Here is a 23,148-nt window from a genome sequence, read left to right on the forward strand (position 1 = left end):
CACGCGAGCCCATGACAAGCACGAAGGCCGGCCCCGACAACGCCTCGGGCGACCACGAGGATATCCTGTATCCGGAGGCGGTTCCGTTCGTGCTGTTCCATCTCGCCGCCTTCGCGGCGATCTGGACCGGGATCACCTGGCAGTCCCTCGTGATCTGCGCCGCGCTCTACGTCGTGCGTATCTTTGCCATCGGGGCCGGCTATCACCGCTATTTCGCGCACCGCGCCTATTCGACCAGCCGGACCTTCCAGTTCATCCTGGCCTTCCTGTCGCAAAGCACGGCGCAGAAGAGCGTGCTGTGGTGGGCGGCCAAGCACCGGCACCACCACCAGCATTCCGACACCGAGCAGGACGTGCATTCGCCCCGGCACCGGGGCTTCGTCTACGCCCATCTCGGCTGGATCTTCTCGACCCGCCACCGCACGACGGATCTGACGAAGATCGCCGATTTCGCGCGCTACCCCGAGCTGATGTGGCTGCACAAATACGAGCTGGCGCCGGCCGTCGTCCTGGCTGTCATCGCCTTTCTGATCGGCGGCTGGCCCGGGCTGGTTGTCGGCTTCGTCTGGAGCACGGTGCTGGTCTACCACGCCACCTTCAGCATCAACTCGCTGGCCCATGTTCACGGCCGCAAGCGCTACGTCACCGGCGACGACTCCCGCAACAACTGGCTGCTCGCGCTCCTCACCCTGGGCGAGGGCTGGCACAACAACCACCACGCCTATCAGAGCAGCGTGCGCCAGGGCTTCAAGTGGTGGGAGATCGACCCGACCTTCTACATCCTGAAGGCGCTGTCCTGGTGCGGCGTGGTCTGGAACCTGAAGACCCCGCCCGAGGCCGTGCTGCGCAACGAGCAGCGGCTCGGCACCAAGATCATCGAGCGTGCGGCGGCCGAGCTGGCGGCGAGCTTCCCCAGTGAACGCATCGCGACGGCCGTGCGAGAGGCGCTGGCTCATGCCCATGCGCCGACCCTGTCCGACCTCCAGGACACCCTGGCGGCGGCACAGAACAAGACTGCGGAGCTGCTGGCCAAGGCGCATATCCCGGCCCTGCCGACGCGCGACGACATCCGGGCGCGTGCCACGTCCATGTTCGCCCGAACGCGGTCGATGGAGGACATCGTCGACCGGGCCCACCGCCTGGTCCTGGAAGCGGTCGGCAAGCGCCTGACCACGGCCTGAGCACGAGACGCTCGACGCGGCGCCGATTGACCGGCCGCTACGCGCCGCCTACTGTGCCGCAATCGCGCAGCCGGTTCCCCGAAGGCGGACGCCCGAAGGGATGAAAAGGGAACGCGGGACGGTCGATCCCTTCGGGAGACCTGATCCGCGGCTGCCCCCGCAACTGTAGGCGGCGAGCCGACCTCCGACAGCCACTGGCCGATGGCCGGGAAGGCGGAGGCAGGCGAGGACCCGCGAGCCAGGAGACCTGCCGGCGAGGCGATGCGTGCGAACCGCCGGGCGGGGTGTACCGGTGGCGCGGGATGCGCGGCGCCTTCGGGCACCGACTCCGGCGTCCGAGCCCCTTCCGGCCGAGCGAGGGGCGTGGCGTGAAGCATCGACCAAACCATGGCTGAGCTGCCGGCGGTGACGCTGGTGCTGGGCGGCGCCCGGTCGGGCAAGAGCCGCCATGCCGAGGCGCTGGTCGAGAGCCAGTCCGGCGACTGCATCTATCTCGCCACCGCCGAGGCCTGGGACGCCGAGATGGTGGAGCGCATCTCTCGCCACCAGGCGCAGCGCGGCTCGCGCTGGCGCACCGTCGAGGCGCCGCTCGAGCTGGTCGAGACGCTGGCCCAGGTCGCCGGCCCCGGCCGCGCCGTGCTGGTCGATTGCCTGACCCTCTGGCTCTCCAACCTGATGCATGCCGACCGCGACATCGCCGCCGAGACCGAGCGGCTGGTGCGCTGGCTCGCGGCCCCGCCCGGCCCGGTGGTGCTGGTGTCGAACGAGGTCGGGCTTGGCATCGTCCCCGACAACGCCCTGGCCCGCGCCTTCCGCGACCATGCCGGCCGCCTGCACCAGGCCGTGGCGGCCGTCGTGCCCTCGGTCGTCTTCGTCGCCGCCGGCCTTTCCCTGACCCTGAAATCCGCCTGAGGATCCCGAATGCCCGCCAAGATTCCCGCCACCGTCGTCACCGGCTTCCTCGGCGCCGGCAAGACCACGCTGATCCGCCACCTGCTGCAGACCGCGAACGGCCGCCGGCTGGCCCTGATCATCAACGAGTTCGGCGATGTCGGCGTGGATGGCGAGCTGCTGCGCAGCTGCGGCGACGCCACCTGCCGCGAGGAGGATGTGGTGGAGCTGGCCAATGGCTGCATCTGCTGCACCGTGGCCGACGACTTCATCCCGACCATCGAGAAGCTGCTGGCCCGCGCCGAGCCGCCGGAGCACATCGTGATCGAGACCAGCGGCCTGGCCCTGCCCAAGCCGCTGGTGAAGGCCTTCGGCTGGCCGGAGATCCGCACCCGGGTGACGGTCGACGGCGTCATCACCGTGATCGACGGCGCCGCCGTGGCCGAGGGCCGCTTCGTGCCGGACGAGGAGGCCCTGGCGGCCCAGCGCGCGGCGGATGAGGCCTTGGATCATGACAGCCCGCTGGAGGAGCTGTTCGAGGACCAGCTGGCCTGCGCCGACATGGTGATCCTGAACAAGACCGACCTGCTGGACGACGACGCGCTGTCCGCCGTGTCGACCGATCTCGCCGCCCAACTGCGGCCGGGGGTGAAGGTGGTCAAGGCCCGGCACGGCGCCATCGACGCCGCGGTGTTGCTCGGCCTCGGCGCCGCGGCCGAGGACGACTTGGCGGCGCGCCCCTCCCATCACGACGCGGAGGAGGAGCACGACCATGACGATTTCGAGAGCTTCCATGTCGATCTCGGCACGGTGGCCGACCCGGACGCCCTGGCGCGCAAGCTGAAGCCCGTGATCGAGGCGCACGACATCCTGCGGCTGAAGGGCTTCGCCGCGGTCGAGGGCAAGCCGATGCGCCTGGTGGTGCAGGCGGTCGGCGGCCGCATCCAGCACTATTACGACCGCGCCTGGCGCACCGACGAGCCGCGCGGCACCACCCTGGTGGTGATCGGCGAGCGTGGCCTGGACCGCGGCGCCATCACCGCGGCTCTGGCGGCCTGATGCATCTCCTCGCCGCCAAGCCGGGCAGCATCGCCGACGGGTCGGAGGCGGTCGATCTGGGCCAGAGCCCGGGCGACATCGTCGTCCTGACCGCGGCGGACACCGAGCTCGCCTGCCTGTCGGCGGCGCGGGCCGGCTTCGGCGAGGATTTCCCCCGGTTGCGCCTAGCCAACCTGCTGCAGCTCGGCCACAACCTGTCGGTCGACACCTATGTCGACGATGTGGTCAGCCGGGCGAAGCTGGTGGTGGTGCGTCTCTTGGGCGGGGCCGGCTACTGGCGCTACGGCATCGAACAGGTGCACGCCGCCTGCCGGCGCGAGGGCATCGCGCTGGCTGTGCTGCCCGGGGACGACAAGCCGGACGCCGATCTCGACGACCTGTCGACCCTGCCGCAGGAGGCGAGGGGCCGGCTGTGGCGCTATCTGACCGAGGGCGGGATCGAGAACGCGCGCGGCTTCCTGGCCTATGCCGCCACCCTGGTCGGCCACGACCTGCCCTGGGCCGAGCCTCGGCCGCTGCTGCGCGCCGGATCGTACTGGCCGGATCTGCGGCATCCGTCGTTCGCGGAGATCGAGCAGCGGTGGAACGAAAGGGCTAAGGCCTTTCCAAACGCTCTCCCCCTCCCCTTGCGGGAGGGGGGAAGGGGGAGGGGGCTGGCGCCGCAAGAGCCGGATCAAGAGGCAAGATCAGATCCCCGCATCGACGAACCCCTCCCCCTACCCCCTCCCGCAAGGGGAGGGGGAGGATCTGAAGAGGGCACTCCGCACGCCACCACCGCCCCCGTCATCGGCCTGGTCTTCTACCGCGCCCTGGTGCAGGCCGGGAACCTGGCGCCGGTCGACGCGCTGGTGGCGGCGCTGCGCGAGCGCGGGCTGAACCCGCTGCCGGTCTTCGTCTCCAGCCTCAAGGACGTGGTGTCGGCCGAGCTGGTGGCCGACGCCTTCGCGCGGCACCCGCCGGCCGTGATCCTCAATGCCACCGGCTTCGCCGTCTCCAGCCCCGGCGGCCCGGTGCAGCCCACACCGTTCGACGCGGCCGACTGCCCGGTGTTGCAGGTGGTGTTCGCCGGCGGAGCCGAGGCGGCGTGGCGCGAGGGCACGCGCGGCCTGTCGGCCCAGGACCTGGCGATGAACGTCGCCCTGACCGAGATCGACGGCCGGGTGCTGACCCGCGCGGTGTCCTTCAAATCGGAGGCGCGCTGGGATCCCCTGACCGAATGCACCGTGGTGTCCTATCGCCCGGTGCCCGATCGGATCGATTTCACCGCCGACCTGGCCGCCGCCTGGGCGGGGCTGCGCCGCACGCCGGCCGCTGAGCGCAAGGTCGCGCTGATCCTGGCCAACTACCCGAACCGCGACGGCCGGCTCGGCAACGGCGTCGGCCTCGACACTCCGGCCGGGACGGTCGAGGTGCTGCGCGCCCTGGCAGCGTCCGGCTACCGGGTCGAGGACCTGCCGGCCGATGCCGCCGCGCTGATGGCTCGGGTCTCCTCCGGCCCGACCAACGCGCCGGAGGGCCGGGCGGACCGCGCTGGCGGCGTCTTCTATCCGCTGGCCGAGTACCGCGCCTTCTTCAACGCTCTGCCCGAAGCCGTCCGGGCCGTGGTGACGGAGCGCTGGGGCGCGCCGGAGTCCGATCCCTTCGTCGAGGCCGGCGCCTTCCGCCTGGCGGTGCATCGCTTCGGCCATGTCGTCCTCGGCGTGCAGCCGGCGCGCGGCTACAACATCGACCCGCAGGCGACCTATCACGACCCGGACCTGGTGCCGCCGCACGGCTACCTGGCCTTCTACGCCTGGCTGCGCCGCGGCTTCGGCGCCCAGGCCATCGTCCATATGGGCAAGCACGGCAACCTGGAATGGCTGCCGGGCAAGGCGCTGGCGCTGTCGCAGGACTGTTTCCCGGAGGCCGCCTTCGGCCCGGTCCCGCATCTCTACCCCTTCATCGTCAACGACCCGGGCGAGGGCACCCAGGCCAAGCGCCGCGCCGCCGCCGTGATCATCGATCACCTGACGCCGCCGCTGACCCGTGCCGAGAGCTACGGCCCGCTGAAGGACCTGGAGGCGCTGGTCGACGAATATTACGAGGCCGCCGGCATGGACCCGCGCCGGCTCAAGCATCTGCGCGACCGCATCCTCGACCTCGCCCGGTCGACCGGCCTCGACCGCGACTGCGGCGTGGCGCCGGACGCTGATTCCGACTCCGCCCTGGCGCAGATCGACAACCATCTCTGCGAGCTGAAGGAGATGCAGATCCGCGACGGGCTGCATGTCTTCGGCCGCTCGCCGCAGGGCGACCAGCGCACTGACCTGCTGGTGGCGCTGACCCGGGTGCCGCGCGGTGCGGGGCAGGGCGGCGACGCCTCGCTGATCCGGGCGCTGGCGAGCGATCTCGGCCTCGGCTTCGACCCGCTGGACTGCCGCTTCGGCGAGGCCTGGGCCGGGCCGCGCCCTGCAGTGCTGGGGCCGGAGAAGGGCTGGCGGATCCATGGCGACACGGTCGAGCGATTGGAGGTATTGGCGCGTGACCTCGTCGCCGGCACTCGGATGCCGGAACCCGGCTGGACCGCGACCGCCGCGGTGCTGGCGGAGATCGAGACCGCGGTCGCCCCCGCCGTCGACCGCTCCGGCGCCGCCGAGATCGAGGGGTTGCTGCGCGGCCTGGACGGCCGCTTCGTGCCGCCCGGCTCCTCCGGCGCGCCGACCCGCGGGCGGCTGGACGTGCTGCCGACCGGCCGCAACTTCTACTCGGTCGACAGCCGCACGGTGCCGACCCCGGCTGCTTGGCACCTGGGCTGGAAATCCGCCTCGCTGCTGGTCGAGCGGCACCGGCAGGAGCATGGCGACTGGCCCCGCACCATGGCGCTCAGCGCCTGGGGCACCAGCAACATGCGCACCGGCGGCGACGACATCGCCCAAGCGCTGGCGCTGCTCGGAGTCCAGCCGCGCTGGGACCCCGCGTCCCGCCGCGTCACCGGCTTCGAGGTGATGCCGGAAAGCGTGCTGGGCCGGCCGCGGGTCGACGTGACCCTGCGCGTCTCCGGCTTCTTCCGCGACGCCTTCCCGAGCCAGATCGACCTGTTCGACAGCGCTGTCCGCGCCGTCGCCGCGCTGGACGAGCCGGAGGAGGCGAATCCGCTGGCCGCCCGGGTGCGGGCCGAGACGGCCGCACTGACCGCCACCGGCGTGCCCGAGGCCGAGGCGCGGCGCCGCGCCGGCTTCCGGGTCTTCGGCTCGAAGCCGGGGGCCTATGGCGCCGGGCTGCAGGCGCTGATCGACGAGAAGCTGTGGCGCGACGAGGCCGATCTCGGCCGCGCCTATCTGGAATGGGGCGGCTGGGCCTATGGCGACGGGGCCGAGGGCGCGGCGGCGCACGATTTGTTCGCCCGCCGGCTGGAGAAGGTCGAGGCGGTGATCCATAACCAGGACAACCGCGAGCACGACCTGCTCGATTCCGACGACTACTATCAGTTCGAGGGCGGGCTGGCGGCGGCGATCCACCACCTCTCCGGCACCCGGCCGGCGGTCTGGCACAACGACCATTCGCGGCCCGAGCGGCCGGTGATCCGCACCCTGCGCGAGGAGATCGCCCGCGTCGTCCGCGCCCGGGTGGTCAACCCGAAATGGATCCGCGGCGTGATGCGCCACGGCTACAAGGGCGCCTTCGAGATGGCGGCGACGGTGGATTACCTGTTCGCCTTCGCCGCCACCACCGACGCCGTGGCCGATCACCAGTTCGACCTGGTCTATGACGCCATGCTCGGCGATCCGGAGGTGCGGGCCTTCCTGCAGCAGGCCAATCCCGCGGCGGCGCGCGAGATCGCGGAACGGCTGCAGGAGGCGCTGGACCGCGGCCTGTGGCAGCCGAGGGCGAACGCCGTCTACCATGAACTCGATGCGCTGACGAAGGAGCCCCGCCCATGAACACCGAGGGCATGACCGAGGACGAGATCAACGCCCGCCACGCCGAGAAGATGGCGAAGAAGAAGGCGGTGCGCGACCGGATGCTGGCCGGCAAGACCATCGAGAAGGGGCTGCTGATCGTCCACACCGGCAAGGGCAAGGGCAAGTCGACCGCGGCCTTCGGCATGGTGCTGCGATCGATCGGCCACGGCTTCCGCACCGGCGTGGTGCAGTTCGTCAAGGGAAGCTGGGACACCGGCGAGCGCCATGTGCTGGAGCGGTTCCCGGACCTCGTGACCATCGCCGCGATGGGCGAGGGCTTCACCTGGGAGACACAGGATCGCGAGCGCGACATAGCCGCCGCCCGCGCCGCCTGGGAGGCCGCCAAGGCGATGATCCGCGACCCGTCCTACCGCATGGTGCTGCTGGACGAGCTGAACATCGTGCTGCGCTACGATTACCTGCCAGTCGATGAGGTGATCGCCTTCCTGCGCGACGAGAAGCCCGCCGGCACCCATGTCATCGTCACCGGCCGCAACGCCAAGGACGAGCTGATCGAGATCGCCGACCTGGTCACCGAGATGACGCTGATCAAGCACCCGTTCCGCGACGGGGTGAAGGCCCAGGCCGGGATCGAGTTCTGATGGGGCGAGGGTGCGCTGTTCCCTTGTTGTCATGCCCGGGCTTGACCCGGGCATCCAGAGAGCGTCGACACCCTTTGGATTGCCGGGTCAAGCCCGGCAATGACAGAAGAGAGAGCGGGGCATGAAGCCCCCCGCCCTGATGGTCCAGGGCACCGGCTCGGATGTCGGCAAGTCGCTGATCGTTGCCGGGCTGTGCCGGGTCTTCGCCCGGCGCGGCCTGCGGGTGCGGCCGTTCAAGCCGCAGAACATGTCGAACAACGCCGCGGTGACCGCCGACGGCGGCGAGATCGGCCGGGCCCAGGCGCTGCAGGCGCGGGCCTGCGGTGTCGAGCCGACCGTGCATATGAACCCGGTGCTGCTGAAGCCGGAGACCGAGACCGGCGCCCAGGTGATCGTCCAGGGCCGGCGCGTCACCACGCTGAAGGCCCGCGACTACGCCGCCCGCAAGCCGGAGCTGCTGGCGGCGGTGCTGGACAGCTATCGCCGCCTGTCGGCCGAGGCCGATCTGGTGCTGGTGGAGGGCGCCGGCAGCCCGGCCGAAGTCAATCTGCGGGCCGGCGACATCGCCAATATGGGCTTCGCCGAGGCGGCGGACCTGCCGGTGGTGCTGGTCGCCGACATCCATCGCGGCGGCGTCATCGCCAGCCTGGTCGGCACCCATGCGGTGATCGAGCCGGTGGAGGCGGCGCGCATCCGCGGCTTCATCGTCAACCGCTTCCGCGGCGACGCGGCGCTGTTCGCCGACGGCATGCGGGTCGTCGAGGACCGCACCGGCTGGCGCGGCCTCGGCATCGTGCCGCACTGGCCCGAGGCCGCGCGGCTGCCGGCCGAGGACGCCAACGCCCTGGCCGAGATCGAGACGCCGCGGGGCCGGGCGATCACTATCGCCGTGCCGGTGCTGTCGCGCATCGCCAATTTCGACGATCTCGACCCGCTGCGGTTGGAGCCGGACGTGGCGGTGCGGATGGTACCGCCCGGCGAGGCGCTGCCGGGCGACGCCGACCTGGTGCTGCTGCCGGGGTCGAAATCGACCATCGGCGACCTCGGCTTCCTGCGCACCCAGGGCTGGGACATCGACTTGATGGCCCATGTCCGGCGCGGTGGCCGGGTGCTGGGCCTCTGCGCCGGTTTCCAGATGCTCGGCCGAAGGCTGCACGACCCGGACGGGATCGACGGCCCGCCCGGCTCCGCCGACGGGCTCGGGCTGCTCGACCTCGAGACGGTGATGACGCCGGAGAAGAGCCTGGTCGCCGTCGCCGGCACGCATCGGCCGACCGGCACCGCGATCCGCGGCTACGAGATGCATGTCGGCCGCACCGAGGGCCCGGCCCTGGCCCGACCGCTGCTCGACCTGGACGGACGGCCGGACGGCGCCGTCTCCCCGGATGGCCGGATCGCCGGCTGCTACGTCCATGGCCTGTTCGCCGCCGACGGCTTCCGCGCCGCCTTCCTGGCAGCGCTCGGGCCGCGGGCCGGGGGCGGCCTGGCCTATGACGCCACCGTCGACACCACGCTGGACGGGCTGGCCGACCATCTGGAACGGCATCTGGACGTGGCGGCGCTGGCGAGGATCGCGGGGCTTCCGGCGTAGGTTGGGTTCGCGTCGCGAACCCAACATCCCGGCATGGCGTCCATGTTGGGTTCGCCATTCGGCGAACCCAACCTACGCAAGTAGGGCAGCAGCGGTCACAACCAGAAACAGGATCACCCCGGCGCCGCTGGTGACCGCCAGTGCCCGGCGGATGTCGCGCGGCGTCGCCTCCGCCCGGCCGCCATTACCCATCCAGGCGTCGGTCACCACCGTGCCGTGATATTGGCGCGGCCCGGCCAGGGCGAGGCCGAGGCCGCCGGCCATCGCCGCCTCCGGCCAACCGGCATTGGGCGAGCGGTGCTTCGGCGCGTCGCGCAGCATCGCCCGCCAGGCGGAGCCGATGTGCCCGCCGCCGAAGGGGGCGGCGAGGGTCAGCAGGGCGCCGCACAGCCGTGCGGGAATCAGATTGAGCATGTCGTCCAGCCGCGCCGCCGCCCAGCCGAAGGCCTCGTGCCTCGCGGTGCGGTGGCCGATCATGCTGTCGGCGGTGTTCACCGCCTTGTAGGCCAGGATCCCGGGCAGGCCGAACAGCGCGAACCAGAAGGCCGGCGCGACCACGCCGTCGGAGTAGTTCTCGGCATCGCTCTCGATCGCGGCGCGACAGACCCCGGCCATGTCCAGGCTCTGCGGGTCGCGGCCGACGATCATCGACACGGCGCGGCGGCCGCCCTCCAGCCCCTCCAGATCGCAGGCCGCAGCCACGGCCGAGACGTGATCGTGCAGGCTGCGCTGGGCCAGGAAGACGGCGGCCAGCACGATCTCCAGCAGCCAGCCGAAGGGCAGGGCGCGCAGCAGGGCCGAGACGCCCCAGCCGATGCCGCCGGCCAGCAGCACCAGCAGCAGCGTCGCGCCGATCCCCACCATCCGGCGCCGGGCCGGGGCGTCGCCGTCCTGGTTCAGGCGGCGGTCCAGCCAGCCGATCAGCCGGCCGATCAGCGCGACGGGATGCGGCAGCCGCCGCCACAGCCAGGGCGGATCGCCGACCAGGGCGTCGAGCAGCAGAGCCGCGGCCAGCAGGCAGAGATGGGTCTGGAAGTCCGGCATGCTCACGCTGTGGCCGCACCGCGCTTCCGGGTCAAGCCCGACCTGACGGAGCGGCCGTCACTGCTTGCCGGATAGGCTCGCGAACAGGAGAACGAGAATGACTGCCGCCACCACGGCCAAGCCGATCTTGACCCAGCTCCAGGGCCGCTGGCCCTGCACCTCGCCGGTGCGACCGTTGATCACGAAGCTGTAGGTCCGGCCGCCGTAGCGGAAGCTGTTCAACCAGATCGGCAGCAGCACATGCTTGAAGGTGACGCCGTAGTAGCGCGTCTCCTGGCTGCGGATGACCTGCCTGTCGCCGCCGATATCGGCGCAGATGTCGCGGCGGATGGGGGGCTCCATCTTCTCCTGCGCCCGGCCGAAGCCCGTGGCCAGGTCGACCTGGTAGTGCTGGGCACCGAAACCGCGCAGATAGCTCGGGTCATAGGGCACCAGCTCGGCGAGATCCCAGGGTTCGAGCTTGTCGAGATAGCCCTCGGGCAGGGACCGGCTGGCCACCACCGTCACATCGTCGAAATCGCGGGCCACCCGTCCGCTGCAGCTCGTCCAGCGTGTTTCGATGACGGTGCGGGTCTTGCCGCCGTCGCGGATGGTCCGGGTGTAGTTGTCGCCGCGCTGGCCGGTGTAGTCGGTGCGGGTCGCGGCGTCGAAGGTCCAGTACGGGACATACATGCCGACGAAGCCGCCATCGGTCTTCGCCAGGCGCTTCACGTCGTTCGGCGCGAACCACAGGCCGGACAGCCAAGCCTCGTATTTCGACCGCGCCGCCTTGGCGTCGAAGGCGAAGGGCAGCACCGCACCGGGGCGCAGATGGGTGAGCGCGCGCGGCTGCAGCACGATCGGCGTGCCGCAGAACGGGCAGCGCGACGCCTGGATCGCGGGGTCCAGCTGGAATTCGGCGGCGCAGCGCTGGCAGCCGACCACCGACACCGTCTCGGTCGGCGCCGACTGCTCGGCCTCGGCCAGGCCGGTGGCGTAGTCGATCTCCTCGACCGCCGAGGCCGGGGCCTGCTCGATCGGGTTCTCGTGGCCGCAATAGGGGCATTTCATCGCCCGGGTGCCGGGCGCGTATTCGAGCTGCGCGCCGCAGGACGCGCAGGTGAACGCCATGTCCGCCATGATCCGTGATCAGGCGGGCGGCAGCGGCGGCGGCAAGTCGGCGAACAGCGCGGCCAGGGCGCCGACCTCGCCGGCCCTGGTCCAGTTCGCCATGCCCTGGGTCCAGACCAGGCTGTCGCGGGTCAGTCGCCCGTCGCGCACCAGCCCCGGCAGCTGGTCGGCCGGGAAGGGGCCGGCCTGCTTGCCGTCGATGGCGACGTGATAGGACGCGGCGCCGGGCAGGGGCGGCGGGGCCGAACCGGCGGCCGGCGCCGGCTGGGCGCCCTGCTGCACCGCGGCGCCCATGGCGGAGGCCAGCCCCCCGGCCGTCGCCATGCCGATGCCGATGCCGGCGGCGCCGCCCGGATTCTCGGCCGCGGCCTTGATCGCCTCGGCGGTCTGGTACTGGGTGTATCGGCCGAGATCGCCGACCACGCCCATGCTGCTGCGCCGGTCCAGCGCCTTCTCCACCTCTTCGGGCAGCGACACGTTCTCGACCAGCAGCGTCGCGACCTTGAGCCCGTAGGTGTCGAATTCCGGCTGGATCGCGTCGCGGATGACCTTGCCGAGCTGGTCGTAATTGGACGACAGGTCCAGCACCGGGATGTTCGACTTCGCCACCGCGCCGGCGAAGCTGGTGACGATCAGGTTGCGCAACTGATCCGTGATCTCGTCGGTGGTGAAGCGGCCGTCGGTGCCGGCGATCTCGCGAATGAAGGCAGCGGGGTCCTTGACCCGGATGGCGTAGGTGCCGAAGGCGCGCAGCCGGACCGGCCCGAATTCCGGGTCGCGCAGCATCACCGGGTTCATCGTGCCCCATTTCAGGTCGGTGAACCGCTTGGTGTTGAGGAAGTAGACCTCGGCCTTGAACGGGCTCTCGAAACCGTATTTCCAGCCCTGCAGCGTCGACAGGATCGGCAGGTTCCTGGTCTCCAGCCGATACATCCCCGGTTGGAACACGTCGGCCACCTTGCCTTCGTTGACGAAGACGGCGACCTGGCTCTCGCGCACCGTCAGCTGGGCGCCGTACTTGATCTCGTTGTTGTGCCGCTCGAAGCGGTAGACGATGGTGTCCTGCGAGTCATCGGTCCATTCGATGATGTCGATGAACTCGCCGGCAATCTTGTCCCACAGGGCCATGGTCCCCTCCGTCGCCGTCCCCCATGGGCCGGACTGGGCGGGAAGGATAGTATCAGCTTGGGACGAAAAAGAGGCGGGGGAGCGGATGGCCGAGGTGACGGTGCGGCCGGCGAAGCCGGGCGATCGCGCGGCGCTGCTGGCGGCGCTGGTCGACATGCAGGAGTACGAGCGGGCGCTGCATGACACGCGGCGGCCGGGCAGCGAGACGGCGCAGCCCTATCTCGACTGGCTCGAGGGCCACGCGGCGGAGCGCGGCGGCGTGATCCTGGTGGCGGTGTCGGCCGACGGTGACCTCGCCGGCTTCTCCGCCGGCTGGGTGCAGCAGGACGACCTCATTTCCGAGACCTCGGATTCCAACCGCTTCGGCTATGTGTCCGACGTCTACACCGCGCCGGCCTGGCGGGGGCGCGGCGTCGCCGGCCGGCTGCTGGCGGCGATCGAGGCGCATCTGCGCGGCGCCGGCGTGGTGCGGATGCGGATCGGCGTGCTGGCGAACAACGACAGCGCCATACGCGCCTATCGCAAGCACGGTTTCGATCCCTACGAGATGATCCTGGAGAAGCGGTTGTGAGCGCGCAGGCCGGGGAGCCAAGCCCCGGCCCGCCTCGATCTCAGCTCCGCGGGTTCGGCTGCGGCGCCGCCGTCCCGGCCGCCGGCGGGGTCAGCTTCACGCCCGGCAGCGTGCGGGGAAGGGCGCGCGGGTCGAGCCGCAGGTCGTAGCGCTCGGCCAGGAGGGCCGTGCCCATGATCAGGAGCCCAGTGCCGGACACGACCAGGAACGGCAGGTACCAGGCCAGGTCGGTCAGGACCATGCCGAGCAGCACCGCGCCGGCCGCCGTTTCCGGAACGCCGCTGCCGGCGCCGCTGCGGTAGCCGGAGCGGCGCGAGCTGCCCTTCTTCGGCGTGCGCACGAAGCCGCTGCGCCGGCCGAGGAAGGCCTCGATCACGCCGCGGGAGTTCGACAGCGACAGGCCCGCGTTCAGCGCCATGGTGGCGAGCATGTCCATGACGGCCTGGCCGAGCCGCTCCCGCCGCACGGCGCAGCGGCCGGAGATCAGGAAGGCCGCGGTGCCGGAGATGCCGAGCACGGTCGAGACCACGCCCAGCGCGGTCAGCGCCACGGGCTGGTCGAAGCCGATGCCGAGGAACATCAGCGTGTTCACCATGGCGAGGGCGCCCAGCGGGTAGAACATGCACTGCAGCAACTGCAGGCTGACCGCGACCTTGGTCTTGCGCGGCAGGGCCGAGCGCCAGATCGTCGGCAGCAGCTTGCAGGCGACCTGGGCGAAGCCCTTGGTCCAGCGGAACTGCTGCACCCGCCAGGCGGCGATGCTCGACGGCAGCTCGCCCGGCACGGTGATGTCGGACAGGTAGCGGGCGCGCCAGCCCTTGAGATGGGCGCGCAGGCTGAGGTCCAGATCCTCGGTCAGCGTGTCGGCCTTCCAGCCGCCGGCATCGTCGATCGCGGCACGGCGCCAGATGCCGCAGGTGCCGTTGAAGGGCAGGGGCAGGCCGGTCATGCTGCGGGCCGGCTGCTCGATCCCGAAATGCGCGTCCAGCATCAGCGTCTGGGCGCGGGTCAGGCGGTTCTCGTCGCCGTTCAGATGCTCCCAGCGGCCTTGCACGAAGGCCAGGCGCTGGTCGTTCTCCAGCACGCCGACGGTGCGGCGCAGGAAATCCGGCCGCGGGATGAAGTCGGCGTCGAAGATCGCGACATAGGGGTGGTCGGTGGCGGCCAGCCCGGCGTGCAGCGCCCCGGCCTTGAAGCCGGTGCGGTCGGTGCGGTGCAGCCGGTGGGCGTCGACGCCGGCGGCGCGCAGTTCCCGGATCGCCGCTTCGGCGATCTCACGGGTCTCGTCGACGCTGTCGTCGAGCAGCTGGATCGTCAGCTTGTCCTGCGGCCAGTCGAGCGCGGCGGCGGCGCCGAGGATGCGGCGCACCACATGCCGCTCGTTGAACACCGGAATCTGGATCAGGACCCTGGGCAGGTCGTCGTCATCCGGGGCTGGAGCCGCCTTCTGATTCGCCAGGCTCTGGCCCTGCGACTGATGGCGCCAGAAGGTGATCGCGAGCCAGAGGAGATTGCATGACAGGAGGCACAATAGCGTCAGCGCGATGGCGAGTAGACCGTATACGCTGAATTCGAAGATCTCTAAGGGGGTCAAGATGGCCCGGCCTTTTCTTGCGTATAGTCAGTGTTCAAAACAGCCGACTCATGTCGTTGTTCCGTCATACTACCGTATCGACGGATCGCCGACATCAAACGCAACGGAACGTGGCACCAGCATGGCAGCCATCGGGCGGCCTCCGGGCCGGTCCCCTTGGAATGCCTTGAATCGTCGGACTTGTGCGATAGGCTGGGCGCCGGCCCGCCGATCCGGGGCCAAGGAAGGAAACCGCCGCCATGACCAAACCCGTCGTCCTCGCTTTGGCCGGCCTGATGCCCGGCCCCTTCGCCGAGCTGGAGGCGAACTGCACCGTGCACCGGCTGTGGGAGGCGGCGGATCGTGAGGAACTGATCCGGCGGGTGGCGCCGGAGGTCCGCGGCATCGTCACCGGCCCCGGCGTCTCGGCCGAGTTCATGGACCGGTTCCCGGCGCTGGAGATCATCGGCAATTTCGGCGTCGGCTACGACAAGGTCGACACCGTCCACGCCAAGAGCCGCGGCGTCCGCGTCACCAACACCCCCGGCGTGCTCGACGACGAGGTGGCGGATCTCGGCCTCTTGCTGATGCTGGCGACGGCGCGGCGGCTCTGCGTCGGCGACCGCTTCGTGCGTGCCGGGAAATGGCTCGAAGGCGGCCTGCCGCTGGCCCGCAGCCTGCGCGGCAAGCGGCTCGGCGTCGTCGGCATGGGCCGGATCGGCCAGGCGGTGGCGGAGCGGGCAAAGATCTTCGGCCTGTCGATCGCCTGGCACGGGCCGCGGGCGAAGCCGGAGATCGACTATCCGTACTATCCGGACCTGGTGGCGCTGGCCCGCGACAGCGACGTGCTGGTGCTGTGCTGCCCGGGCGGCGCCGCGACCCACCACATCGTCAACCGGGCGGTGATCGAGGCGCTGGGGCCCGAAGGCATCCTGGTCAACATCGCCCGCGGCACGGTGGTGGACGAGCCGGAGATGGTCGCGGCCCTGGTCGACGGCCGGCTAGGCGCCGCCGGCCTCGATGTGTTCGAGCATGAGCCGAAGGTGCCGGAGGCGCTGTACGGCCTCGACAACGTCGTGCTGCAGCCGCATGTCGGCAGCGCCACGGTCGAGACCCGCAACGCCATGGCCGACCTCGTCGTCCGCAACCTCCTGGCCCATTTCGCCGGCAAGCCGCTGCTGACGCCGGTGGTGTGAGGCGGAAGCCGCAACCACTCACTCGTCATTGCGAGCGTAGCGAAGCAATCCAGGGGCCAGCGCGAGCCGCCCTGGATTGCTTCGTCGGCTTCGCCTCCTCGCAATGACGGTTGGGGGAAGCGGTTACCGTCCGTTGGCCTTGCGCCAGGCGGCGAAGTCGAGCCTGGTCTGCTCCTCGGTCGCCGGGTAGAGGCCCAGGATCGAGCGGCCCTTCATCACCTCCTCGGTGACGAAGTCCTCGAAGGCGGTCATCTCCACCGCCTCCTCGGTGATCTCGTCGGCGATGTTCGCCGGGATCACCACCACGCCCTCGGCGTCGCCGACCACCACGTCGCCGGGGAACACCGGCACATCGCCGCAGCCGATCGGCACGTTGATGTCCAGCGCCTGGTGGCGGGTCAGGTTGGTCGGCGCCGCCGGGCGGTTGTGATAGGCGGGGATGCCGAGCTTCGCGATCTCGGGCGAATCGCGGAATCCGCCGTCGGTGACGACGCCGGCGACGCCGCGCTTCATCAGCCGCGCCACCAGGATCGACCCGGCCGAGGCGGCGCGCGGGTCCTTGCGGCTGTCGATGACGAAGACGGCGCCGGGCGGGCATTCCTCAACCGCCTTGCGCTGCGGATGGGCGCGGTCCTGGAACACGCTGATCGGGTTCAGGTCCTCGCGCGCCGGAATGTAGCGCAGGGTGAAGGCCTCGCCGACCATCGGTCCGGCCGACGGGTTCAGCGGATGCACGTCCTGGATGAACTGGTTGCGCAGGCCGCGCTTGAACAGCGCCGTGGTCAGGGTGGCGGTGCTGACGGTCTTCAGCTTGTCCCGGGTCTCGGGCTTCAATCCGGTCATTCGGTCATCCTCGCGATGGCGGGATCGGCATCAGCCGACCGTTGCGCCTTGGGTGCCCACATAGAGGGCATAGACGGACTGGCTGGCGGCCATGAACAGGCGGTTGCGCGCCTCGCCGCCGAAGCACAGGTTGGCGCAGCGCTCCGGCAGCGCGATCCGGCCGATCGGCTTGCCGGCCGGGTTGAACACCATCACCCCGTCCAGCTCGTCGCTGCCCATGCCCCAACCGCACCAGAGATTGCCGTCGACATCGACGCGCAGCCCGTCCGCGGTGCCCTTGCCGCAATCCACCGCCACGCGGCGGTTGGCGATGCCGCGACCGCCATCGACCACGTCATAGGCCTGGATCAGGCGGTTCGGCTTGGCGCCGCCTTCGACCACGTAGAGGATCTTCTCGTCGGGCGAGAAGGCAAGGCCGTTGGGCCGATTCAGATCCCCCGCGACCACGGCCAGCGCGCCGGTCTCCGGATCCAGCCGGTAAAGGTTGGTCGGCAGCTCCGGCTCCGCCTTGCGTCCCTCGTAATTGCCGAGGATGCCGAAGGGCGGATCGCTGAACCAGATCGAGCCGTCGGACCTGACCACGACGTCGTTGGGCGAGTTCAGCGGCTTGCCCTCAAACCGGTCGGCCAGCACGGTGATGGTGCCGTCATATTCGGTGCGGGTGACGCGGCGGCCCAGATGCTCGCAGGTGACCAGCCGGCCCTGGCGGTCGCGGGTGTTGCCGTTGGCGTTGTTGGAGGGCTTGCGGAATTCGCTGACCGCCCCGGTCTCCTCGTCCCATTTCAGGATCCGGTTGTTCGGGATGTCGCTCCATAGGAGATAGCGGCCGTCGCCGAACCAGACCGGCACCTCGCACCAGCGGCAGCCGGTGGCGATCCGTTCCACCGCGGCGTTGCCGATCATGTATTTGGTAAAGCTGGGATCCAGCGCCTGCACCGCCGGGTCGGGGTAGCGTGTCGTCGGGGCCCATTGGGCCCGGGCCGCGGTCGTGATCGATGCGGCGGCGATGGCGGCTCCGGCCATGATCACCTCACGTCTGCTGCGGTTCATGCCTGGTCTCTTGGGGTGGTCAGAAGATGTCGGGCTCGCCCACCGGCGCGCCGAAGCCGGTCTCGAGGAAGTCGAAGTCGCAGCCTTCATGCGCCTGGCGGATGTGGCGGTTGAACATCCAGCCGTAGCCGCGCTCGAAGCGGGGCTGCGGCGGCGTCCATTCGGCCCGGCGGCGCGCCAGCTCCGCCTCCGGCACCTCCATGTCGATGCGGCGGGCGGCGACGTCGAGGGTGACGATGTCGCCGGTGCGCAGCAGCGCCAGCGGGCCGCCGACATAGGCTTCCGGCGAGACGTGCAGGATGCAGGCGCCGTAGCTGGTGCCGCTCATGCGGGCGTCGGAGATGCGGACCATGTCGCGCACGCCCTGCTTCACCAGCGTCTTCGGGATCGGCAGCATGCCCCATTCCGGCATGCCCGGGCCGCCTTGGGGACCCGCATTCCGCAGCACCAGCACATGGTCCGGCGTGACGTCGAGGTCGTCGCGGTCGATCGCCGCCTTCATCGACGGGTAGTCGTCGAACACCAGGGCCGGGCCGCTGTGCTTCAGGAAGCGAGGATCGCAGGCGCTGGGCTTGATGACGCAGCCGTCCGGCGCCAGGTTGCCGCGCAGCACCGCCAGCGCGCCCTCGGCATAGACCGGGTTGTCGATCGGGCGGATCACGTCGTCGTTGTAGACTTCGGCGCCGGCGATGTTCTCGCCCAGCGTGCGGCCGGTGACGGTCAGCGCGTCGAGATCGAGGTGGTCGCGGATCCGCGTCATCAGCGCCGGCAGGCCACCGGCGTAAAAGAAGTCCTCCATCAGATACTGGTCGCCGCTGGGCCGGACATTGCCGATCACCGGCACCACCCGGCTGGCCGCGTCGAACTGGTCGAGCCCGATGTCGGCGCCGGCCCGCCGCGCCATGGCGACGAGATGGATGATGGCGTTGGTCGAGCAGCCCATCGCCATCGCCACCGCGATCGCGTTCTCGAAGGCGGCGCGGGTCTGGATCCGGGCCGGGACCAGGTCCTCCCACACCATCTCGACGATGCGGCGGCCGCAGGCCGCGGACATGCGGATATGGCCCGCATCCACGGCCGGGATCGAGGAGGCGCCGGGCAAGGTCATGCCGATCGCCTCGGCGATCGCGGTCATGGTGCTGGCCGTGCCCATGGTCATGCAGTGGCCGTAGCTGCGGGCGATGCCGCCCTCGATCTCGACCCATTCCGCGGCGCTGATGTTGCCGGCCCGGCGCTCGTCCCAGAACTTCCAGGCGTCGGAGCCGGAGCCGAGCACCTTGCCCTTCCAGTTGCCGCGCAGCATCGGCCCGGCCGGCAGGTAGATCGCCGGCAGCCCGGCGCTGGTGGCGCCCATCAGCAGGCCGGGCGTGGTCTTGTCGCAGCCGCCCAGCAGCACCGCGCCGTCGACGGGGTGGGAGCGCAGCAGTTCCTCCACCTCCATCGCCAGCAGGTTGCGGTACAGCATGGTGGTCGGCTTGACGTAGTTCTCCGACAGCGACAGCGCCGGCAGCTCGATCGGGAAGCCGCCAGCCTGCAGCACGCCGCGCTTCACATCCTCGACCCGGTGCTTGAAATGGGCGTGGCAGGGGTTGATGTCGGACCAGGTGTTGATCAGCGCGATCACCGGGCGGCCGGCCCAGTCCTCGGGCGCGTAGCCCATCTGCATGGCGCGGGAGCGGTGGCCGAAGGAGCGCAGGTCGTCGGGCGCGAACCAGCGGGCGCTGCGCAGGGTGTCGGGCGTCTTGCGGCGGATGTTGGTCATGGTGGGGTGCTGCCGTCTCGGAAGGATCGGTGGCTGGGGCAGGGACTCAGTTCTGCAGCCCCCATCGTCGCACCGTCCGGCGCTCGATCGACCGGAAAATCACGTTCTCGACCAGAAGACCGATGATGATGACGGTGAGCAGCCCGGCGAAGACCGAGGGAATGTCGAGCAGGTTCCGGTTCTCGAAGATGAACCAGCCGAGCCCGCCCTGGCCGGAGGAGACGCCGAACACCAGCTCGGCCGCAATCAGGGTGCGCCAGGCGAAGGCCCAGCCGATCTTGAGCCCGGTCAGGATCGAAGGGAAGGCGGCCGGCACCAGGATGCGGGCGACGTAGCCGAGGCCCTTAAGGCCGTAGTTGCGCCCGACCATGCGCAGCGTCTGCGACACGCCGAGGAAGCCGGAATGGGTGTTCAGCGCCACCGCCCACAGCACCGAATGGATCAGCACGAAGACCAGGCTGCCGGTGCCGAGCCCGAACCAGATCAGGGCGAGCGGCAAGAGGGCGATGGCCGGCAGCGGGTTGAACATCGCCGTCATGGTCTCGAGGAAGTCGGTGCCGACCCGGGTGTTGATCGCCAGCACCGTCAGCAGGGCGGCCAGCGCGATGCCGGCGGCGTAGCCCATCAGCAGGATCTTGATCGAGGTCCAGGCCCGCAGCGCCAGCGGGCCGCGGACGAAGCCGTCGACCATGGCCGAGAGCGTGTCGCCCAGCGTCGGGAACAGCAGCGGGTTGTCGAGGATCGAGGCGTAGACCTGCCAGATCGCGGCCAGCACCAGGATCAGCACGGTCTTACGGATGACGGGGCTGCCCCACAGCAGCTCGGCCATCCCGAGCTTCCGCTCGACCGAAGCGATCTGGGCCGACGCGGCCGCGTCGGCCTCGCTCATCATCAGGATCTGGGCCTGGCCCATCGCGATCACTCCCTGTGTCCCGGCCCGGCGAAGAGCAGATCGTGGATCTGCCGCTCCAGCTGGCCGGCGCTGCCGTCCTCGGACGAGACCTGGTCGACGTCGCGCACCTCGGCCTTGACCCGGCCGGGATGCGGGGACAGCAGCAGGATGCGGTTGCCGATGCGGATCGCCTCGGCGATGGAATGGGTGACGAAGAGGACGGTGAAGCGCGTGTCCTCCCACAGCTGCAGCAGCTCGTCCTGCATCTGCCGGCGGGTGAGGGCGTCGAGCGCGGCGAATGGCTCGTCCATCAGCAGGATGTCCGGCTCCATCGCCATGCCGCGGGCGATGGCGACGCGCTGCTTCATGCCGCCCGACAGCGTGTGCGGATAGCTGTCGACCGCCCGGGTCAGGTGGACCTTCTCGATATAGGCCCGGGCCCGCTCCTCCGCCTCGCGCCGTGGCAGCTTCCGCGCCGTGCGCAGCGGGAACATCACGTTCTCCAGCACGGTCTTCCAGGGCAGCAGCTGGTCGAACTCCTGGAACACCATCATCCGGTCGGCGCCCGGCTCCTCGACCTCGCGGTCCTTGATCCGGATCGCGCCCTCGCTCGGCCGCATATAGCCGCCGACCGCCTTCAGGAGGGTGGACTTGCCGCAGCCGGACGGGCCCAGCAGCACGAAGCGGTCCGACCGGTCGACTTGGAAGCTGACCCGCTCGGTCGCGGTGACCTGGACCGACGGTGTCTTGTAGCGCAGCGTGACGCCGCGGACGTCGAGCAGCGCCATCTCAGTTCCCGTTCAGGTCGTGGGCGACCGGCAGGTAGTAGTCGGTCCAGGCCTTCGGCTCGGTCTTCAGCGTGCCGATCTTGTACAGGTGCTGGGCAAACTTCATCGTGCCCTGCGGCGCGGCGATGAAGTCCATCATCCCGGGCTGCTTCAGCATCTCCATCAGGTCGTCGACGCTGGTCTTGTCGCCGGTGACCTCTCGGTAGATCTCGACCGCGGCGCGCGTGTCCTTGTGGATGAAATCGATCGCCTCCAGCGTCGCGGCCTTCACCGCCTGCACGACCTTCGGATTGGCATCGGCGAAGCGGGTGGTGGTGAAGAACTGCGCCTGGGTCAGCGGCCCGCCGATGATGTCGGCCGAGCGCAGCACGACATGGGTACCCGGAATGGTCTTCAGCTCGTAGTAGTCGAAGGGCGGGGCTGAGAAGTGGCTGGCCACCTCGTGCTGCGGGTTGGCCAGGGCGGCCGCCGCGTCGGGATGGCCGAGTTGCACCGTGTTGCCGTCCAGCTTGGCCCACTGGTCCTCGCCGAAGGCCTGGGCCGCCGCCATCTGCAGCAGGATCGCCTGGGTCGAGACCCGGACCGTCGGCACCGCGATTTTGTCGGAAGGCCCGAAATCCTGCAGCGACTTGATCTTCGGATCGCGGCTGATCAGGGTCAGGGGCAGGGCCGAGGAGGCGGTGATCCCCTTCACCCCGCCGCGGGTCCGGTCCCACAGCAGCAGCAGGTTGCCGACGCCGGTGTTGACGATGTCGACGCCGCCGGCCAGCAGGGCGTCGGTCTGGGCGCCGCCGCCCGAGAAGGTGGTCCAGCTGACCTTGAGGTCCGGCAGGCCCAGCGCCGTCGCCTGCTTCTCGATCAGCTTCTGCTTCTCCATGACGTGAGCCGCCATGTAGAGGATGCCGGGCTGGCGCGAGATGGTGATCTCGCTCTTGTCCTGCGCCATGGTCGGGGCCGCGGCGGCCAGCGTGCCGGCCAGGGCCAGCGCGGCCGCGCAGAATCGCATCCACTTCATCCGTGTTTCCTCCTCATTCGGCGCCTGTCTTGTCCGGTTGATCCGGCTTCGGGTCTCAGGAGGCACCCTGATTTCGAGTCGCTGGAACACTAATGCATTAGTGCATCGACAGCCAAGCGGGATTAACATCGCGATTGCGGGGGCACGCCGGTCCCGCTCAAATCAGAAGCGGAAGGGACGAGGATTCCAGCAGCATGAGCGTCACGATGATCCAGCTCGACCGCGCCCGGCAGGCGGCGCCGCAGGTGTTCGAGCGGCTGCGCGAGCAGATCATCGCGTTGACCCTGGCGCCGGGCTCGGTGCTGGCGCGCAACGAGCTGATGGCGCAGTTCGGGGTCAGCCAGACGCCGATCCGCGACGCCCTGCTGCGCCTGGCGGAGGAGGGGCTGGTCGACATCTTCCCGCAGCACGCCACGGTGGTCAGCCCGATCGACCTGGCGGCGGCGCGGCAAGCGCATTTCTTGCGCCGGTCGGTGGAGCTCGAGGTGGTGCGCAGCCTGGCGCTGCGCGAGGACCGGTCCTTCGTGGCGCCGCTGCGGACGCTGATCGCCCGCCAGCGCGCCATGCTCGACGCCGAGGATTTCGAGGCCTTCGCCGAGACCGATCAGTCGCTGCACCGCCAGCTCTGCGAGGCGGCGGAGGTGCCGGATCTCTGGGCCCTGATCCGCAGCCGCAGCGGCCATCTCGACCGGCTGCGGCGGCTGCACCTGCCGGTGCCGGGCAAGGCGCAGTCGATCCTGGACGACCATGCCCGCATCCTCGACGCCATCGCCGAGGGCGACGCCGACCGGGCCCAGGAGGCGCTGCGCCGGCACCTGTCCGGGACGCTGGCCCAGGTCGACGAGATCCGCGCCAGGTTCCCGGACTATGTCAGGGGATAGGCGGGTCTATTGCCGACGGCCCACTGTTCA

The 23,148-nt window shown here is 70.2% G+C and carries 19 protein-coding genes and 1 riboswitch; of the genes, 9 read left to right on the top strand and 10 right to left on the bottom strand.

The window, feature by feature from the left end:
- Window positions 1-11: 11 nt before the first annotated feature.
- The 6 genes from G537_RS0118260 to G537_RS0118285 all read left to right on the top strand — a co-directional run bounded on the left by G537_RS0118260 (window position 12) and on the right by G537_RS0118285 (window position 9,265).
- A complete protein-coding gene (locus G537_RS0118260) occupies window positions 12-1,181 on the top strand; it encodes an acyl-CoA desaturase (protein ID WP_026871352.1) in 1,170 nt (389 codons plus the stop codon).
- 54 nt (window positions 1,182-1,235) lie between these two features.
- Window positions 1,236-1,450: riboswitch (cobalamin riboswitch) on the top strand.
- A gap of 118 nt (window positions 1,451-1,568) precedes the next feature.
- Window positions 1,569-2,093, top strand: a complete 525-nt coding sequence (gene cobU / locus G537_RS0118265; RefSeq protein ID WP_026871353.1) for a bifunctional adenosylcobinamide kinase/adenosylcobinamide-phosphate guanylyltransferase — start codon at window positions 1,569-1,571, stop codon at window positions 2,091-2,093.
- 9 nt (window positions 2,094-2,102) lie between these two features.
- The gene (gene cobW / locus G537_RS0118270; protein WP_026871354.1) at window positions 2,103-3,131 is read left to right on the top strand and encodes a cobalamin biosynthesis protein CobW; all 1,029 of its coding nucleotides are present in this window, start codon (window positions 2,103-2,105) and stop codon (window positions 3,129-3,131) included.
- Entirely contained in the window at window positions 3,131-7,051 is a 3,921-nt protein-coding gene (cobN, locus tag G537_RS0118275) for a cobaltochelatase subunit CobN (RefSeq protein WP_026871355.1), read from the top strand. Before cobW ends, cobN begins: the two co-directional genes overlap by 1 nt.
- Window positions 7,048-7,674 carry a cob(I)yrinic acid a,c-diamide adenosyltransferase gene (gene cobO, locus G537_RS0118280; protein WP_026871356.1) on the top strand — a complete coding sequence of 209 codons (627 nt, stop codon included), beginning with the start codon at window positions 7,048-7,050 and terminating at the stop codon, window positions 7,672-7,674. Before cobN ends, cobO begins: the two co-directional genes overlap by 4 nt.
- 121 nt (window positions 7,675-7,795) lie before the next feature.
- On the top strand, window positions 7,796-9,265 hold the full coding sequence (locus G537_RS0118285) for a cobyric acid synthase (RefSeq protein WP_026871357.1): 1,470 nt from the start codon (window positions 7,796-7,798) through the stop codon (window positions 9,263-9,265).
- A gap of 72 nt (window positions 9,266-9,337) precedes the next feature.
- Here the strand turns inward: G537_RS0118285 and cbiB are convergent, their stop codons facing one another.
- The 3 genes from cbiB to G537_RS0118300 are packed head-to-tail and all read right to left on the bottom strand — an operon-like array spanning window position 9,338 to window position 12,547.
- A complete protein-coding gene (gene cbiB, locus G537_RS0118290) occupies window positions 9,338-10,309 on the bottom strand; it encodes an adenosylcobinamide-phosphate synthase CbiB (protein ID WP_026871358.1) in 972 nt (323 codons plus the stop codon).
- Window positions 10,310-10,366: 57 nt separating this feature from the next.
- Entirely contained in the window at window positions 10,367-11,419 is a 1,053-nt protein-coding gene (locus G537_RS0118295) for a TFIIB-type zinc ribbon-containing protein (protein ID WP_211230424.1), read from the bottom strand.
- Between the two features lie 18 nt (window positions 11,420-11,437).
- Complete coding sequence (locus G537_RS0118300) at window positions 11,438-12,547, bottom strand: SPFH domain-containing protein (protein ID WP_026871360.1); 1,110 nt, start codon at window positions 12,545-12,547, stop codon at window positions 11,438-11,440.
- 85 nt (window positions 12,548-12,632) lie between these two features.
- On the opposite strand from G537_RS0118300, the gene G537_RS42165 reads away from it, so the two are divergent.
- Complete coding sequence (locus G537_RS42165) at window positions 12,633-13,118, top strand: GNAT family N-acetyltransferase (RefSeq protein ID WP_051248578.1); 486 nt, start codon at window positions 12,633-12,635, stop codon at window positions 13,116-13,118.
- Between the two features lie 40 nt (window positions 13,119-13,158).
- On the opposite strand, the gene G537_RS38620 is transcribed toward G537_RS42165, so the two are convergent.
- Entirely contained in the window at window positions 13,159-14,712 is a 1,554-nt protein-coding gene (locus G537_RS38620; protein ID WP_211230425.1) for a glycosyltransferase, read from the bottom strand.
- Window positions 14,713-14,951: 239 nt separating this feature from the next.
- Between G537_RS38620 and G537_RS0118315 the strand changes: the two genes are divergently transcribed.
- Entirely contained in the window at window positions 14,952-15,887 is a 936-nt protein-coding gene (locus G537_RS0118315; RefSeq protein ID WP_026871361.1) for a 2-hydroxyacid dehydrogenase, read from the top strand.
- A 123-nt stretch (window positions 15,888-16,010) separates the two neighbouring features.
- Here G537_RS0118315 and G537_RS0118320 read toward each other — a convergent pair whose 3' ends face one another.
- Genes G537_RS0118320 through G537_RS0118345 form a run of 6 tightly spaced genes read right to left on the bottom strand, consistent with a single transcriptional unit; the run spans window position 16,011 to window position 22,237 of the window.
- Complete coding sequence (locus G537_RS0118320) at window positions 16,011-16,730, bottom strand: ribonuclease activity regulator RraA (protein WP_026871362.1); 720 nt, start codon at window positions 16,728-16,730, stop codon at window positions 16,011-16,013.
- Between the two features lie 30 nt (window positions 16,731-16,760).
- Window positions 16,761-17,780 carry an SMP-30/gluconolactonase/LRE family protein gene (locus tag G537_RS0118325; RefSeq protein WP_081688891.1) on the bottom strand — a complete coding sequence of 340 codons (1,020 nt, stop codon included), beginning with the start codon at window positions 17,778-17,780 and terminating at the stop codon, window positions 16,761-16,763.
- A 19-nt stretch (window positions 17,781-17,799) separates the two neighbouring features.
- Window positions 17,800-19,542: an L-arabinonate dehydratase gene (araD, locus tag G537_RS0118330; protein WP_026871364.1), complete on the bottom strand. Its 1,743-nt coding sequence runs from the start codon at window positions 19,540-19,542 to the stop codon at window positions 17,800-17,802.
- A 46-nt stretch (window positions 19,543-19,588) separates the two neighbouring features.
- Entirely contained in the window at window positions 19,589-20,455 is an 867-nt protein-coding gene (locus tag G537_RS0118335; RefSeq protein WP_026871365.1) for an ABC transporter permease, read from the bottom strand.
- 5 nt (window positions 20,456-20,460) lie between these two features.
- Window positions 20,461-21,222, bottom strand: a complete 762-nt coding sequence (locus G537_RS0118340) for an ABC transporter ATP-binding protein (protein ID WP_026871366.1) — start codon at window positions 21,220-21,222, stop codon at window positions 20,461-20,463.
- Window position 21,223: 1 nt separating this feature from the next.
- The gene (locus G537_RS0118345; protein WP_026871367.1) at window positions 21,224-22,237 is read right to left on the bottom strand and encodes an ABC transporter substrate-binding protein; all 1,014 of its coding nucleotides are present in this window, start codon (window positions 22,235-22,237) and stop codon (window positions 21,224-21,226) included.
- A gap of 194 nt (window positions 22,238-22,431) precedes the next feature.
- Between G537_RS0118345 and G537_RS0118350 the strand changes: the two genes are divergently transcribed.
- The gene (locus G537_RS0118350) at window positions 22,432-23,118 is read left to right on the top strand and encodes a GntR family transcriptional regulator (protein ID WP_026871368.1); all 687 of its coding nucleotides are present in this window, start codon (window positions 22,432-22,434) and stop codon (window positions 23,116-23,118) included.
- The last annotated feature ends 30 nt before the right edge of the window (window positions 23,119-23,148 follow it).

It is taken from the genome of Inquilinus limosus DSM 16000, from assembly GCF_000423185.1.
Taxonomy (GTDB): Bacteria; Pseudomonadota; Alphaproteobacteria; order DSM-16000; family Inquilinaceae; genus Inquilinus; species Inquilinus limosus.